Source organism: Nocardiopsis sp. NRRL B-16309 (assembly GCF_001279585.1).
Classification (GTDB): domain Bacteria; phylum Actinomycetota; class Actinomycetes; order Streptosporangiales; family Streptosporangiaceae; genus Nocardiopsis.
In genome coordinates this window covers 1-14,265 of sequence record NZ_LGEC01000078.1, presented here as the reverse complement: position 1 = coordinate 14,265, position 14,265 = coordinate 1, and the positions used below count along the sequence as shown (strand labels likewise).

Genomic DNA, 14,265 nt, shown 5'->3' with positions numbered 1-14,265 from the left:
CAGCCCGGTGCTCCGGGCGGACCGCCGCCCCCGTGGCCCCCGGTTCCCGGGTACCCCGCCCATCCGGGGCCGCCGACCCGCGGCCCCCGTCGGGGCGTGTGGATCGCCGTCGCGACGACGGCCGCGCTGCTGGTGGCGGCCGGCACGGGCCTCGCGGTCCGCTACGTGGCCGACGCCCGCCCCTACGCCGCCCTGCCGTCGTGCCGGGACCTGCTCCCCACCGACCTCCTCGACGCCGTCCCCGGTGCCGACCGGCCACGGGCGCAGGGCGACTTCCTGCCCGTCGAGGACACGGGATACCACGGCGCGGAACCGGACGACGGGTACATGGGAAGCCTCGAGTGCATGGTGTCCGACGGAGCCGGCGACCATGTCCTGGGCGTCTATGCCGCCCTCTACGACGCGGAGGAGGGCGCGGACACCGTCGAGGACCGCAGGGAGGACATCGGGGACGGGATCGCGGACCTGGAGCGGGGGCGCTTCGGTGAGGACCTGCTGGACGGGGACGTCGTCGCGGACGTCCTCGCCTGGGACGCGCTGTCGGCCGGAGACGGCGGCTACGCGGTGGTCACGGAGCTCAGCGGTGCCGAGTGGGCCGACGCCGAGGTGTTCGCCGAGGCCTTCTTCAGCTCGGCGAACGTCACGGTCTCGGTCAGCTACCCGCAGGAAGGCCGCTTCGACGAGGAGGAGATCGTGGCCTTCCTCGACGGGTTCACCGGACGGGTGGACCAGCAGCTCTCCCGGGAGGGCGAGCGCGCGTGACACCCGCCGACGCCCTCGGCCCGCACTCGGCCCGCGCGTCGGCCCGCGCGTCGGGCCGGGCGCGGGCCCTCCGCGGTCATTCCCCGGGGGCGGGGATGAGCTTGCCCGGGTTCAGGACGCCGCGCGGGTCGAGCGCGCCCTTGGCCGCGCGCAGGACGTCCGCTCCCAGCGCGCCGATCTCCTCGGCCATCCACGGCCGGTGGTCGGTGCCCACGGCGTGGTGGTGCGTGATGGTCCCGCCGTGCGCGACGATCCGCTCCGAGGCGGCGCGCTTGGCCCGCTCCCAGCGCTCCAGGGGCGCCGATCCCGCCGCGGTCGCCACCGTGAAGTACAGCGAGGCGCCCGTGGCGTAGGTGTGCGACACGTGGCACATGACCACGGCTCCGCCCTCGTCGCCCTCCAGGGCGGCGGTGAGCGCGTCCGACACGGCCGCGTGGAGGGGCAGCAGGTCGGTCCAGCTCGCCGCGGTCTCCAGGGTCTCGGCGAGGATGCCCGCCGAGAGCAGGGTGTCGCGCAGGTAGGGGGCGGAGAAGCGGTTCTCCCGCCAGTGCGCCACCGGCTCCGGGCCGAGCCGGGTACCGCCCTCGGCCGCCAGGACGGCGCCGACCGCGGCGGCGCGCGCGTCCACCTCCGCCTCCGTCCCCTCGAAACCGACCACGGCCTGGCAGCCGGGCGTCGCCTCGCGACCGCCCAGGGCGGCCCCCACGAAGGTCTCCGCCTCGTCCAGCACCCGCGCCATCGTGGGGCGCGTGTCCGACTGGGCCACGGCGCGCAGGGCGGCGGCCCCCGTGCGGAGGTCGGGGAAGGACCACGCCTCGTCCAGGACCCTCTCCGGCCGGCGCCGTACCCGCACACCCACCTCGGTGATCACGCCCAGGGTGCCCTCCGAACCCAGCAGCAGGTGCCGCAGGTCCGGACCCGCGGCCGACGCCGGAGGACCGCCCGCCGCCAGGGTGCCGCGCGGGGTCGCCGCGCGCAGGGACACCACCATGTCCTCGAACCGGCCGTAGCCGGACGAGGCCTGGCCGCTGGACCGGGTGGCGGCGTACCCGCCGATGGTCGCGTACTCGTAGCTCTGCGGCATGTGCCCGAGGGTGCAGCCGTGCTCGGCCAGCAGGGCCTCGGCCCGCGGGGTCCGCACGCCCGCGCCCAGGACCGCGGTCATCGAGACGGGGTCGAAGGAGACGAGCCGGTCCAGGCGCCGCAGGTCCAGGGCGACCACGGCGTCGAAGCCGCCGCGCAGCGGGGTCAGACCGCCCACCACGCTCGTGCCGCCGCCGAAGGGGACGACGGCCACCCCCTCGGCCGAGCACACCTCCAGCAGGCGCAGGACCTCGTCGTGGTCGGCCGGGTACAGCACCGCGTCCGGGGCGGGCTCCGCCGAGCCGGCGCGGCGCCGCAGGAGGTCGGGGGTGCTCTTGCCGCCGCAGTGGCGCAGGCGCGTGGCGTCGTCGTCGGCCAGGTGGGCGTCGCCTGTGATCGCGCCCAGCCGCGCGCGCACCCGCGGGTCCAGGCGCGGCGCGGGCAGGCGGACCTCCGCCTCGGGAACCGGCGGCATGTCCCGGGGGCGGGCGCGCAGGACCTGGGCGATGAGGTCGCGCAGCCCCGGGTCGAGGGAGCGGGCCCGGGCGGGGTCGCCCCAGCCGAACCAGCTCATGTCCGGGGCGGTACCGGCCGAGGGGGCGTTCGTGTCGTCGTGAGCCATGCTCTACAGTTTTACACATGGCGTCAAAACGTAACGTTGAGGACCGGATCATGGACGCGGCCCTGCTCTGCGTCGAGTCGTTCGGGGTGCGCCGCACGACGCTGACCGACGTGGCCCGCCGCGCCGGGGTGAGCAGGCCGACCGTCTACCGCCGCTGGCCCGACGTCACCGCGCTCGTCGCCGACCTCCTGACCCGCGAACTCCGGCGGATCCTGCTCGCCCAGGAGGCGTCGGGCGGTGGCCCCGAGGGCGAGACGGTCCGCGCCCGGCTGGTCCGACACGCCGTCGGCGTCGCGCGCGAACTGCTCGCCCACCCGCTGTTCACCCGGATCGTCGACACCGAGCCCGAACTCCTGGCGACCTACACCTTCCACCGCCTGGGCGCCAGCCACCGGGCCGCCCTCGACGTCGTGGAGCCGGTGGTCGCCGAAGGCCAGCGGGAGGGCTCCGTGCGCCCCGGCGAGCCCGCCGTGCTGGCGCGGACCGTCCTGGTGACCGTCCAGGGCACGGTCACCTCCCGACGCCTGTTCGCCGACCTCCTCGACGAGGACGCCCTGGCCGACGAACTGGCCACCCTGCTGGACGGCTACCTCGCCGGGCCCGCCGACCGGGTGTGACGTACGTGCGGCAGCCGCACTCCGCCTCCACCGGGCCCCGGGGCCCTCCTGCCGAAGCGGCCCCCTCGCCTCCCTCCGCCACCCGCCCTCCGTCAGAAAGGCCGTGATCCCGTGCCGGTGCACCCGACCCAGCCGACCTCGCTCAACGCCGCCCGCCGCCGCGCCGACCTCGCGCGCCTGGAGGAACACCCGGAGGTGGACGTGCTGGTCGTCGGCGGCGGGGTCACCGGGGCCGGAGCCGCCCTGGACGCGGCCTCGCGCGGCCTGTCCACCGTGCTCGTGGAGCGCTACGACCTGGCCTTCGGTACCAGCCGGTGGAGCTCCAAACTCGTCCACGGCGGACTGCGCTACCTCGCCCGGGGCCAGTTCGGCATCGCCTACGAGAGCGCGCGCGAACGCGACCTGCTGATGACCGTGACCGCGCCCCACCTGGTGCGGACCCTGCCGATGGTGATCCCCGTCCACCGGGACACCCCCGCCGCCCACGCACTGCTGATGTGGGCGGGCACCGGGATGGGCGACCTCCTGCGCCGGGCCGCGGGCACGCGGTCGGCGGTCCTGCCGCCCCCGCGCCTGCTGACCCCCGCCCAGACCCGCCGCCTGCTGCCCGGCGTGGCCGACGAGGGGCTGCGCGGCGGCCTGCTGTCCTTCGACGGCCAACTGGTCGACGACGCCCGGCTCGTCGTCGCCCTGGCCCGCACGGCCGCCGGACACGGCGCCGGGGTGATCACCCGCTGCTCCGCCCAGAGCGTCACCGCCGACGGCGTGGTCCTGCGCGACGAGCGCACCGGGCGCCTGGTGCCCGTACGGCCCCGCGCGGTCGTCAACGCCACCGGCGTGCACGCGGGCGAGCTCGACCCGTCCGTGCGCCTGCGCCCCAGCCGCGGCAGCCACCTGGTGGTGGACTCCGCGGCCCTCGGCGGTCCCCGGGCGGCCCTGACCGTGCCCGTCGACGGCGGTACCTCGCGGTTCGTGTTCGCCCTTCCCCAGGCGGACGGCCGCGTCTACGTCGGACTGACGGACGAACCCGTGGACGGCGCTCCGCCGCACGTGCCCACGGCGCCCGAGGACGACGTCGACTTCCTGCTCGCCCAGATCAACCGCGCGCTGCGCACCCGGCTCGGCCGCGACGACGTGCGCGGCTCCTTCGCCGGTCTCCGGCCGCTGCTGGAAGCGGACGGGAACAGCGCCGACCTCTCGCGCGAGCACGCCGTCACCGTGTCCGCGCACGGCACGGTCACCGTGGTCGGCGGCAAGCTGACCACCTACCGGGCGATGGCGGAGGAGGCCGTGGACACGGCCGTGCGCGAACGCCGGCTCAACGCGGGCCCCTGCCGCACGCGCGACCTGCCGCTGGTGGGCGCGGCCGGCCGCGCGGAGCTGGCCGACCTGGCGGCGCCCCGGCGGCTGGTTGCCCGGTACGGCGCCGAGGCGCCCGCGGTGCTGGCCGAGGCCGGGGCGGATCCGGCTCTGCTGGAGCCGGTCGCGTGCGGGGTGACCGGGGCCGAGCTGCGGTTCGGTGTGCGCCACGAGGGAGCGCTGGACGTCGACGACCTCCTGGAGCGCCGGACCAGGGTCGCCCTGGTGGAGGCCGACCGCGAGAGCGCGCGGTGCGCGGCCGAGGCCGCCCTGGCCGACACCGTGTGAGGAGTGCGGGCCCGCCGCCGGTCCGCGTTCCGCACCGAACGGACACCCCGGGCCCGCGGCGGAAGGGCACCCGACCCGCGGCGGAAGGCACCCCGGCTCGCAGAAGAAGGACAGCCCGGCCCGCAGCGGACGGACACCGGGCCCGCACCGGAAGGACATTCGGTCCCGCGCCACACCCGCATCCCCTGTCCCGTAAGGAGATCATCGCGTAAGGTCGTAGCGGTCGCTCGTCGCCTCCCCCGTCGGCGTAGGACGCTCCCCCAGCCGGCCCCTCCTCCGGTGTGCCCGGCCACCCGCTCCCGCCCGCCACCACCCCCGACCGTGAGTCACGGGCTCCGGTCGTCGCCAAGGAGTCATCCATGCCCACGCTCGTTTCCGTACCCACGCTGGCCCAGGCGGAGGGCTCCGTCCTCCCGGGGGTACCGGACGAGTACCGGCACTACTTCAACGGGCGTCCGCCCGTGCCCTTCACCAAACGGCACTGGGAGTTCCCCGGCGAGCCCGCGAGCGTCCCGCTCGCCCGCGCCTTCCTGGACACGTGCGCGGCCACCCGGGACAGCGAGTTCCGCTACGTGTTCGCGCTCCTGGGCACCGAACTGGCCACCAACGCCATCCGGCACAGCCGGTCGGGGGAGGAGGGCCAGACCTTCGTACTGCGGGTCACCCGCGGACCCAACGGCCTGACCCTGGTCTGCCGGGACAGCGGGACCCCGAGCCGCGCGGCGGCGGGGGAGGACGGCCCCCTCAGCGCCGGAGCCCTGGCCGGAGACCAGCTCACCGCCGAGAACGGGCGGGGCCTGGCCCTGGTCGACAGCTTCGCCAGCGCGTGGGGCGACAACGGCCATCCCAGCATCCGCAAGGTGTGGTTCCACCTGGCCTACGACCTGACCGGGAGTTCCTGGCCCGCCGCCTGACCCGCCGGAGCGACGGCGGGGGAGTGCGCAAGGAGCGGGGCAGGGAGCGCACGCGCGCGGCCCTTGTCAGGGGATCGGCGGCGTGCCACCATACCGACCAGTAGGCACTGAGACGCAGATCACGGAGCGGCGCGACTCCGCGCGTCCGCGGCGCCGCACACCCCCGTCCCCCGCAGCCGCCCCCGGCGGCCCCACCCGAGGTGGCCCCCTTGGACTCCAGCATCGCCACCATCGCGCTCCCGGCGGCCCTGGCCGTCATCATGCTCGGACTCGGGCTCAGCCTGACGACCGCCGACTTCGTCCGACTCCTCCGCGTTCCCGGCACGGTCGCGCTCATCCTGGGCTGCCAGATCGTCGTCCTGCCGCTGCTGTGCCTCGGCCTCGTCCTGGCCTTCCAGCCGCCGCCGGCGCTCGCGGTCGGGATGATGCTGCTCTCGGCCTCGCCGGGCGGTACCACCGCGAGCCTGTACAGCTACCTCTTCCGCGGCAACGTCGCGCTCAACATCTCGCTGACCGCGCTCAACTCCCTCACCGCCATGGTGACCCTGCCGCTGATCACCAATCTCGCGCTCGCCCACTTCATGAGCGACGGCGACACCCTCGGACTCCAGGCCGACAAGGTCCTCCAGGTCTTCGCGATCATCCTGATCCCCGTCGCGGTCGGCATGGTGCTCCGGGCCAGGGCGCAGGCCTTCGCCCTGCGCATGGAGCGCCCGGTCAAGGCCGCCTCCGTCGTGGTCCTGGTCGGCGTCATCCTCACCGCCGTCTACCAGGAGCTCGACAACATCGGCGACTACATCGTCGCCGTGGGCCTGATGGTCGTGCTGTTCAACCTCGCCAGCCTGGCCATCGGCTACTGGGCTCCGCGCGCCCTCGGCACCGGCCGCCCCGAGGCGATCGCCTCCTGCATGGAGATCGGCCTGCACAACACCACGCTGTCCCTTGCCATCGCGCTCAGCCCCGCCCTCCTGGGCAACACCGAGATCGCGATCCCCTCGGCCGTGTACGGCGTCCTGATGCTCTTCACCGCCGCAGCCACCGGGCTCCTGCTCAACCGCCGCGGGGTCCGCGACGACGCCGCCAGGCAGGCGGCTCCGCCCGTGCCGTGACCTGTGTCCCCGGAGGTGACCGGCGTCCACGGAGGTAACCGGTGTCCACGGAGGTGACCGGTGTCCACGGCCGTGACCGGTGTCCCCGGCGACCCGGGTCCCCGACGGTGACCGGCGCTCCCGGCCGTGACCGGTCGCGCGGTGCTCACCTGCGGTCGAGGTAGGCGAGCACCGCGCGCACCCGCCGGTGACCGGTGTCGGTGGGCGCCAGCCCGAGTTTGGCGAAGACGTTCCCGATGTGCTTGTGCACGGCGTTCTCCGTGACCACGATCCGCTCGGCGATCTCGCCGTTGCCCAGGCCCTCCGCCATCAGTGCGAGGACCTCCTGCTCGCGCGGCGTCAACGACTCCAGCGGATCGCGTGGACGCCGGGTCAGGAGCTGCCGCACCACCCCGGGGTCCATCACCGTGCCGCCCCCCGCCACCCGGTGCAGCGCGTCCACGAACTCGCTCACCCGGCCGACCCGGTCCTTGAGCAGGTAGCCGACCCCGCCGCGCCCGTCGGCCAGCAGCTCACCCGCGTAGTCCTGCTCCACGTACTGCGACAGGACCAGCACCGGCAGCGCGTCGTGGCGCCGACGCGCCTCGATCGCCGCGTGGATCCCCTCGTCCCGGAAGTCCGGCGGCAGCCGCACGTCCACGATGGCCAGGTCCGGCCGGTGCCGCTCCACGGCCGCCGCGAAGGCCTCCGCGTCCCCGGCGATCTCCGCCACCTCGAACCCGCGCGTGGCCAGCAGCAGCTCCAGCCCCGCGGACAACAGCACGTTGTCCTCGGCGATCACGACCCGCACGGCAGCTCCACCTCGACCTCGGTCGGCCCGCCGACCGGACTCGTCACCCGGACGGTCCCGTCCAGTGCCGCGACCCGTCGGCGGATCCCCACCACACCGCTGCCCCGGCTCTCGTCCACACCGCCCGTGCCGTCGTCGTGCACGACGACCCTCAGGGCATCGTCCTCCCTGGCCAGGCGCACCGTGATCGCGCCGGCGCGGCCGTGCCGGACCGCGTTGGTGACCGCCTCGGTCACCACGAAGTAGGCCGCCGTCTCTGCTGCCAACGGCAGCGTGCCCAGCTCGCCGGCGTCGAGCCTGGTCGGCACGGTGGTCCGGGCGGCCAGCGCTCGCAGAGCCCCCACCAGGCCGCGGTCGGCGAGGATTGGCGGGTAGATGCCGCGGATGCAGTCCCGCAGCTCCTCCATCGCCTCCTCCGTGCCCGTGTGGGCGTCCCGCAGCAGGGCGGCCACCCGCGGGTCGCCCTGCACCGCCTCCTCGGCCACGCCGAGCTGCATCGCGATGGACACCAGCCGCGCCTGGGTGCCGTCGTGCAGGTCGCGCTCGATCCGGCGCAGCTCCGCGCCGTGCGCGTCGACCACGTCGGCGCGCGTGCGGGTCAGCTCGTCGACCCGCCCGGCCAGCAGTTCGGCCTCGGAGGGGGCCAGGAGCCGGAAGTTCATCCGCGCGTGCGCCCTGGCCAGCGGCGACAGGACCAGGCCGCCCAGAGCCGCGGAGGCGCCCAGCTGTGCCGCGATGCCGGTCAGAGCCGTGCCCCAGCCGGTCACCGGTGCGCCGAACGCCTGCAGCTCCTGGCCCGGGGGCATGGCCCACCAGAACGGCAGCAGAACGGAGGTCGCCGCCAGCCCCGCGGCCAGGAGCGCGACCAGTCCGGCCGGCACGCTGGAGAGCGGGAAGAGCAGCAGCCACACCAGGTCACGGCGAGTGGAGGGCGCCTTGGTCAGGGGCCCGAACCGGCTCCGGTCCGGCGCGGGACCGCGGTCGGCCGGCAGGCCGAGCAGCCGCGCCGCGCGGCCGTGGTGCAGGTCCGCCCACGCCCGCACGACCCCCAGCCACCGGGGCAGGGCGAAGTACCCGAGGCCCGCGACGACCACCGTCAGGGCCACGGCGACGGTCAACGGCAGCATCACCATCGAGACCATGCCGGCTCCCAGCCCCACCAGCAGGTACCCGCAGGCCCTTCGAGCGCGCTCCCAGACGTCCCTCATCCTCGTGCCCCTCCTCGTCCGCACCGCCGACGCCGGCGGCGCATCCGACATTCTGGGCCATGCGACCGGGGCCGGACACTACAGCTGCCTACCGCTTCCGCCGACCGCGGCGGATGTCTGCGCCCTGGTGCAGGCTGGACCCCATGCACCGCATCCCCGCGCAGAACCTGAGCCCGGCCATGGACGTACCGGACCGGGCCGCCCTGCCCCTGACCGGCGACGAACGCACGGTCCTCACCGCCTACCTGGACTGGCAGCGCGCCACCCTGGCGGCCAAGTGCGACGGGCTCACCGCCGAACAGCTGTCCGCCCGCGCGGTCGAGCCCTCCGGCCTGAGCCTGCACGGACTCGTCCGCCACCTGGCCGACGTCGAGCGGTGGTGGCTGCGGATCCAGTTCGCGGGCGAGGACCTGCCGCTGCTGCACTACTCCGACGAGGACCCCGACCACGACTTCGACGGACTGGACGGGGACCCGGAGGAGGACATCGCCCTCTGGCGGGCCGAGACCGAGCGGGCCAGGGCGGTCACGGACGCCGCCCCCTCCCTGGACGCGACCGGTACCGAGTCCCGCACCGGTGCCCCGATCCAGCTGCGCGTCGTGCTGGTCAAGCTCATCGCCGAGTACGCCCGCCACCTCGGCCACGCCGACCTCCTGCGCGAGCGCGCGGACGGGCAGACCGGGTTCTGACCGTGATGGCTCCGGACCCCCACTGGGCCCCGCCCGGAGCGAGCCCGCGAACCCGGGCGACCGGGGGCCGGTCCTCCTACGAAGGCTCCGCGTCCCCCGCCGCGTCGGTGCCACCCAGTCGGCGCAGCAGGTCGGCGAGGGAGTCCGCGGCGCCCGCGTGCCCCGCGTCGGCGGCCCGCCGCAGCCACGTCCGCGCATCGTCCGTCCGGCCCTCGTGCCAGGCGAAGATCCCGACGTTGTTCATCGCCACGGGATTCCCGGCGTCGGCGGCTCGCCGGGACCAGGAGTCGGCCTCCCGGAGGCGTCCAAGCCGCCAGAGGACGCCGCCCAGGTGGGCCATGGCCGGAACGTGCCCCGCCCACGCCGCCTCGCGGTGCCACACCTCCGCCTCCTCCAACAGGCCGGAGTTCATACGCAGGCCTCCCATGGTGTCGAGGGCTCGCAGGTTTCCGGCGGTCGCCGCCGCGTGGAACCACTCCTCGGCCTCCTCGGTCCTGCCCTGGGCCTGGAGCAGGCAACCGAGACGGTAGGCCGCCCCGGTGTGCCCGGACTCGGCCGCGCGCCGGCACCAGGCCTCGACGTCGGCCGTGCCGTCCGGCGAACCGTACCGCGAGGCCCTGAGGAGGGCCGCTCCCGCAAATCCCGCGTCCGCACCCCGTTCCAGCCACGAGCGCGCCTCCGCGCGCCGGCCCTGTGCCCAGCGCAGGCAGCCGAGGATGGCCATGGCCAGCGGATTTCCCGCCTCGGCCGCACTGACGCAGGCATCCTCGTAACGCGCGTCGATCAAGGTCGGGGGCCGCACGACCGTCTGCCCGGCCGTGTTCATGGTGGCGTTCTCCAGGTCCGCGGCCGCCGCCAGTTCCTCCGAGGACAGCGGTCTCGCGAGCATGACGAGTTCGAGCATCTCCAGAGCGGATCCGCCGTCCACGAGTGCGTCGAGCCGCTCGACCGCTGCGAGGAATTGCTCCTCCGGCCCATCACGCCCACTGCGGGCGACCAGTTGCACGGCGGCCACGATGTCTCCGGAGTCCGCGCGTTCGCGCACGAGGGCCCACAACTCCGCGGTGGTCGGGCCGTCGGGGTGCTGGTCGCTCATCGGGTCTCCCTGGGGATTGTTTTCGACTAGGACGGTCCCGACCGTGAGGGAGTTCCGTGTCATCCGGGGTTCGGTGTCCCCCGGGTGGACACCGGGAGTGTCCACCCGGGGCCGATGCGCCGGACCGGGCCCGAGCATGGGCGCATGATCGACATCCGCGGACTCACCAAGCGCTGCTCGACGTCGGCGGTGCCCACCGGGCGCGCACCGCCCGCTCCCACCTGGCCTGGATCGCCCGGGCCAATGGACTCCCTCCCGCGCGGGTGGGCGAGGTGCTGGAGCGGGTGGGCCTCGAACGGGCCGCCCGGACCCGGGTGCGCGCGTTCTCCCTGGGCATGGGGCAGCGATTGAACCTGGCCGCCGCGCTGCTCGGCGATCCCCGGGTCGTCGTCCTGGAGGAACCCGTCAACGGCCTGGACCCGGAGGGCATCCGGTGGATGCGCTCCCTCGCGCGGGGCCTGGCCGACGAGGGCCGCACCGTGCTGCTCTCCAGCCACCTGATGGACGAGATGGCGCGGATCGCCGACCACCTGGTCGTCATCGACCGGGGCGGACTCGTCGCCGAGGGCGCCGCGCTGGCCGGGGCCGCGCTCCTGATGGTCCTGGCGACCGTGCCGGGCGCCTTCGCCGCCACCCAGGCGGGCCTGGGCGACCACGGCGTGTCGTGGTCGGGGGTGTGGGACGGGCCCGCGCCCGCCTACACGGCCGGGGCGGTCCTGTACTGGGTGCTGATCGCGCTGCTGTCGGCCGGGGCCACCGTCATCGTCCGCAACGCGGTCGTCCCCCTGGCCGGGCCTCGTGCCGACCGCCCCCGCCCAGGGGACGGTTCCGCGGACCCGCTCCGGCTCCGCTCCGGACCCGCTCCGGCTCCGCGGATCCGCTCCGGCCCCGGCTCTCTGGGGCCGGGGCCCGGGCGGGGATCAGCCCTCGTCCTCTTGTTCCCCGTCCTGCGCCTCGTCCCCGGTCAGGGCGTCCACCGCGACGGCGACGCTGATCACCAGGGCGGGGTCGCCGCCGATGTCGTCGCGGTGGGTGTTGACGTCGACCGCGTAGGTGTCGCGGATCCGGAACCACTTGCGGGAGACCACGGCCACCGTGCCGTGGTCGTCGCTGATGACGAACTCCTTGTCGAGCATGTCACCGGTGACCTCCCAGTCCGGGCCGTCCTCCACGTCCACGAGCAACTTCTCCCGCAGCGGGTTGAACAGGCGCCGGCGCACGGTGGCCACGGTCTCGCCTCCGCGTTCGATCCGCATCTGGTCGCGGATCTTGAACATCTTCTCCCGGATCGTCATGAGCTCGTTGCCGTCGGGGTCCTTGAGCTCGAAGGTCGTCCGGAGGCGCATGGCCTTGCCGTCGACGAGGAAGACCTTGTTGTCCTCCTCGTCGGTCACCCAGTAGTCGTCACCGATGTCGAAGACGCGTTCGCGTACGAGGAATCTCATGCCCCGAAGCTAGAGCACCCGCGCACGCCCCGCCAGGGCGGATCAGCCGTCCCCACGGGGGATCATGGGACCCCGCCTGTCTTGGAAAGGGCTTACCAAGAGATACTGGTGACGCCGGCCGCGCGCCGGCGGTCGTGATCCCCGCACCACAGGAGTTCCTCTGTCCTCCGAGCCAGCACAGCCCGGCCCGCCCGCACCCGCGTCTGCTCCCGACGCCCGCCCGCGCGGGGCCCTGCGCATCGTGGCGGCCTCCGCGCTCGTCATGGCGCTGAGCGGCCCCGGACAGACGACGGGCATCTCCGTCTTCGTCGACCACATGATCACCGATCTGGACGTCAGCCGTTCGGCGGTCTCCCTCGCCTACATGGTGGGCACGCTCGGCGGCGCGCTGGGCCTGCCCTGGATCGGGCGGGCGGTGGACCGCTTCGGCGTTCGGCGGGTCCTGGCGTTCGTGGCCGCGGGCTTCGGTTCGTTCCTGCTGGGCCTGGCGTGCGTCCAGGAGGTCGTCGGGCTGACCGTCGGCTTCGTCGGGGTCCGGGCCCTCGGACAGGGCGGTATGACCCTGATCGCCACCACCGCCGTCGCCATCTCCATGACCAGGAACCGCGGCGCGCTCCTGGGGATCACCAGCTCCGTGGGGGCCGCCGGGATCTCCTTGTTCCCGCTGCTGGCCGAACGCCTGATCGCCCTGGTGGGTTGGCGCTACACCTTCGCCGCCGAGGCCGTGCTGGTGTGGGTGATCGTCGTCCCGATCGTGGTCTGGGGGCTGCGCGGCGTCGTTCGGGCCGAGCCCGCGCCGGAGGCTTCCGGTGCGGACGGTGCGACGGCGGCGCCGGCCCCGGAGTGGCCGGTGCGCGCGATCGTGCGCACGTCGGTCTTCTGGGCGATGGCCGCCGCGGTCGCGTGCAGTGGGCTGGTGTCCACCGCGGTTTTCTTCCACCAGATCTCCGTGCTCGGCGAGCAGGGGCTCACCGCCACCCAGGCCGCCGCCAACTTCCTGCCGCAGACCGTCGCGGGACTGGGGGCCGCGCTGCTGTTCGGCGCCGCGGCCGACCGCTACTCGCCCAAGCTGCTGCTCAGCTCGGCCATGGCGCTGCACGCCCTCGCACTGGTGCTCCTGCCGCTGGTGGGCCCCGGACCGAGCGCGCTCGCCTACGGGGTCGCGCTCGGGTCGGCGGCGTCCGGGGCCCGGGCGGTGGAGAGCGCCGCGCTGCCCTACTACTTCGGGACCGCCCACCTCGGCGCGCTACGCGGGCTGACGCAGTCCATCGTGGTCGCCTCGACGGCGGTCGGCCCGATCCTGCTGTCGCTGGCCTACCAGTGGGCGGGGTCCTACCGGCCCGGGCTGACGGGCCTGGCGCTGCTCTGCGCGGTCGTGGCCGTCGCCGTCCTCTTCGCTCGCCGCCCGCGGCCCCGTTCACACGAGGGCACACCCGGGCCCGGGGACGTGGAAGGCGTGCCCGGCGAGGGCGGAGCGCGGGAGCCCCGGGCGAGCGACTAGCGACGGGGCGCCCGTTCGTGGGGCGAAGGTGTGAACATCCGAGGAGTAGGTCCACTTTCGTCACTGTGGGTCATGGCGAGGGCGGAAGGGCCCCAGCTCGCGCAGTCGGCTCCTGACAGGAGAAACGGGCTCCGACTCGGCCCTTGTGAGAGTTGTCTCAGTCGCGCAGCGTGACACCAAATCTCACGTAACGGTAAAGTTTGACCTGTTGCCGACCGTGGCCATCCCACGCGGCGACACCCCTTTCCTCCCGGCCGGTTCTGACGGACACGGTCGGGCACGCGGCGACGAAGCCGCGCTCCCGGGGCACCGCAGGTGCCGCACCGGGACCGACACGAGCACCGCCGACACACAGGCACACGCCCGCTGTCCGCGCGCCGTCGCCGTTCCACCTGACCTGATCACCGCGGTCCTCGCTGTGGGCTGCCCGACACCAGATGGGTTCCATGAATCTGCCGGTGAAGACCCGACGAGGGTCACTGAAGTCCCGCATCCCCGCCCCCGCCCAGATCCGCGCCGACGTCCTGGCCGGGCTGGTCGTTGCGCTGGCGCTGATCCCCGAGGCCATCGCGTTCTCGCTCATCGCCGGGGTCGACCCGCGCGTGGGCTTGTACGCCTCCTTCGTCATGGCGGTGTCCATCGCGTTCCTGGGCGGCCGTCCGGCGATGATCTCCGCCGCCACGGGCGCGATGGCCCTGGTGGTGGCGCCGCTGTCGATCGAGTACGGCGTCGACTACCTCATCGCCGCCACGATCCTGGCCGGACTCATCCAGGTGGGCCTG

13 protein-coding genes and 1 pseudogene are annotated in these 14,265 nt (G+C 74.4%); 9 read left to right on the top strand and 5 right to left on the bottom strand.

Translation table 11 applies throughout. The features are described from left to right. Positions 1–96 precede the first annotated feature (96 nt). Entirely contained in the window at positions 97–762 is a 666-nt protein-coding gene (locus ADL05_RS16165) for a hypothetical protein (protein WP_053617807.1), read from the top strand. Positions 763–838: 76 nt separating this feature from the next. Here ADL05_RS16165 and ADL05_RS16160 read toward each other — a convergent pair whose 3' ends face one another. Next, positions 839–2,467: an FAD-binding oxidoreductase gene (locus ADL05_RS16160; protein ID WP_053617806.1), complete on the bottom strand. Its 1,629-nt coding sequence runs from the start codon at positions 2,465–2,467 to the stop codon at positions 839–841. A 17-nt stretch (positions 2,468–2,484) separates the two neighbouring features. On the opposite strand from ADL05_RS16160, the gene ADL05_RS16155 reads away from it, so the two are divergent. The 4 genes from ADL05_RS16155 (at position 2,485) to ADL05_RS16140 (ending at position 6,754) form a co-directional block, all read left to right on the top strand. After that, positions 2,485–3,084, top strand: coding sequence for a TetR/AcrR family transcriptional regulator (locus ADL05_RS16155; RefSeq protein WP_053617805.1), 600 nt, complete (start codon positions 2,485–2,487; stop codon positions 3,082–3,084). 117 nt (positions 3,085–3,201) lie between these two features. Then, positions 3,202–4,731 (top strand): glycerol-3-phosphate dehydrogenase/oxidase, encoded by a 1,530-nt coding sequence (locus ADL05_RS16150; RefSeq protein ID WP_053617842.1) that lies wholly within the window; start codon positions 3,202–3,204, stop codon positions 4,729–4,731. 359 nt (positions 4,732–5,090) lie between these two features. Further along, positions 5,091–5,645 (top strand): ATP-binding protein, encoded by a 555-nt coding sequence (locus ADL05_RS16145; RefSeq protein ID WP_053617804.1) that lies wholly within the window; start codon positions 5,091–5,093, stop codon positions 5,643–5,645. A 209-nt stretch (positions 5,646–5,854) separates the two neighbouring features. Next, positions 5,855–6,754, top strand: coding sequence for a bile acid:sodium symporter family protein (locus ADL05_RS16140; RefSeq protein ID WP_053617803.1), 900 nt, complete (start codon positions 5,855–5,857; stop codon positions 6,752–6,754). Positions 6,755–6,899: 145 nt separating this feature from the next. Here the strand turns inward: ADL05_RS16140 and ADL05_RS16135 are convergent, their stop codons facing one another. Continuing rightward, complete coding sequence (locus ADL05_RS16135; RefSeq protein WP_053617802.1) at positions 6,900–7,544, bottom strand: response regulator transcription factor; 645 nt, start codon at positions 7,542–7,544, stop codon at positions 6,900–6,902. Then, positions 7,532–8,752 (bottom strand): sensor histidine kinase, encoded by a 1,221-nt coding sequence (locus tag ADL05_RS16130; protein ID WP_053617801.1) that lies wholly within the window; start codon positions 8,750–8,752, stop codon positions 7,532–7,534. The genes ADL05_RS16135 and ADL05_RS16130 overlap by 13 nt, the downstream gene beginning before the upstream one ends. A gap of 143 nt (positions 8,753–8,895) precedes the next feature. Between ADL05_RS16130 and ADL05_RS16125 the strand changes: the two genes are divergently transcribed. After that, a complete protein-coding gene (locus ADL05_RS16125) occupies positions 8,896–9,441 on the top strand; it encodes a DinB family protein (RefSeq protein WP_053617800.1) in 546 nt (181 codons plus the stop codon). A gap of 76 nt (positions 9,442–9,517) precedes the next feature. Here the strand turns inward: ADL05_RS16125 and ADL05_RS16120 are convergent, their stop codons facing one another. After that, positions 9,518–10,537 (bottom strand): tetratricopeptide repeat protein, encoded by a 1,020-nt coding sequence (locus ADL05_RS16120; RefSeq protein WP_053617799.1) that lies wholly within the window; start codon positions 10,535–10,537, stop codon positions 9,518–9,520. 56 nt (positions 10,538–10,593) lie between these two features. Here ADL05_RS16120 and ADL05_RS29775 point away from each other — a divergent pair. Continuing rightward, positions 10,594–10,974: pseudogene (locus ADL05_RS29775) on the top strand (ATP-binding cassette domain-containing protein); the annotation flags it as partial. 483 nt (positions 10,975–11,457) lie between these two features. On the opposite strand, the gene ADL05_RS16110 reads toward ADL05_RS29775, so the two are convergent. Beyond that, positions 11,458–11,982 carry an LURP-one-related/scramblase family protein gene (locus tag ADL05_RS16110; RefSeq protein ID WP_053617797.1) on the bottom strand — a complete coding sequence of 175 codons (525 nt, stop codon included), beginning with the start codon at positions 11,980–11,982 and terminating at the stop codon, positions 11,458–11,460. 262 nt (positions 11,983–12,244) lie between these two features. Between ADL05_RS16110 and ADL05_RS16105 the strand changes: the two genes are divergently transcribed. Beyond that, complete coding sequence (locus ADL05_RS16105) at positions 12,245–13,483, top strand: MFS transporter (protein ID WP_082376465.1); 1,239 nt, start codon at positions 12,245–12,247, stop codon at positions 13,481–13,483. A 437-nt stretch (positions 13,484–13,920) separates the two neighbouring features. Further along, on the top strand, positions 13,921–14,265 hold a 345-nt coding region (locus tag ADL05_RS16100), incomplete at its 3' end, for a SulP family inorganic anion transporter (RefSeq protein ID WP_197285819.1).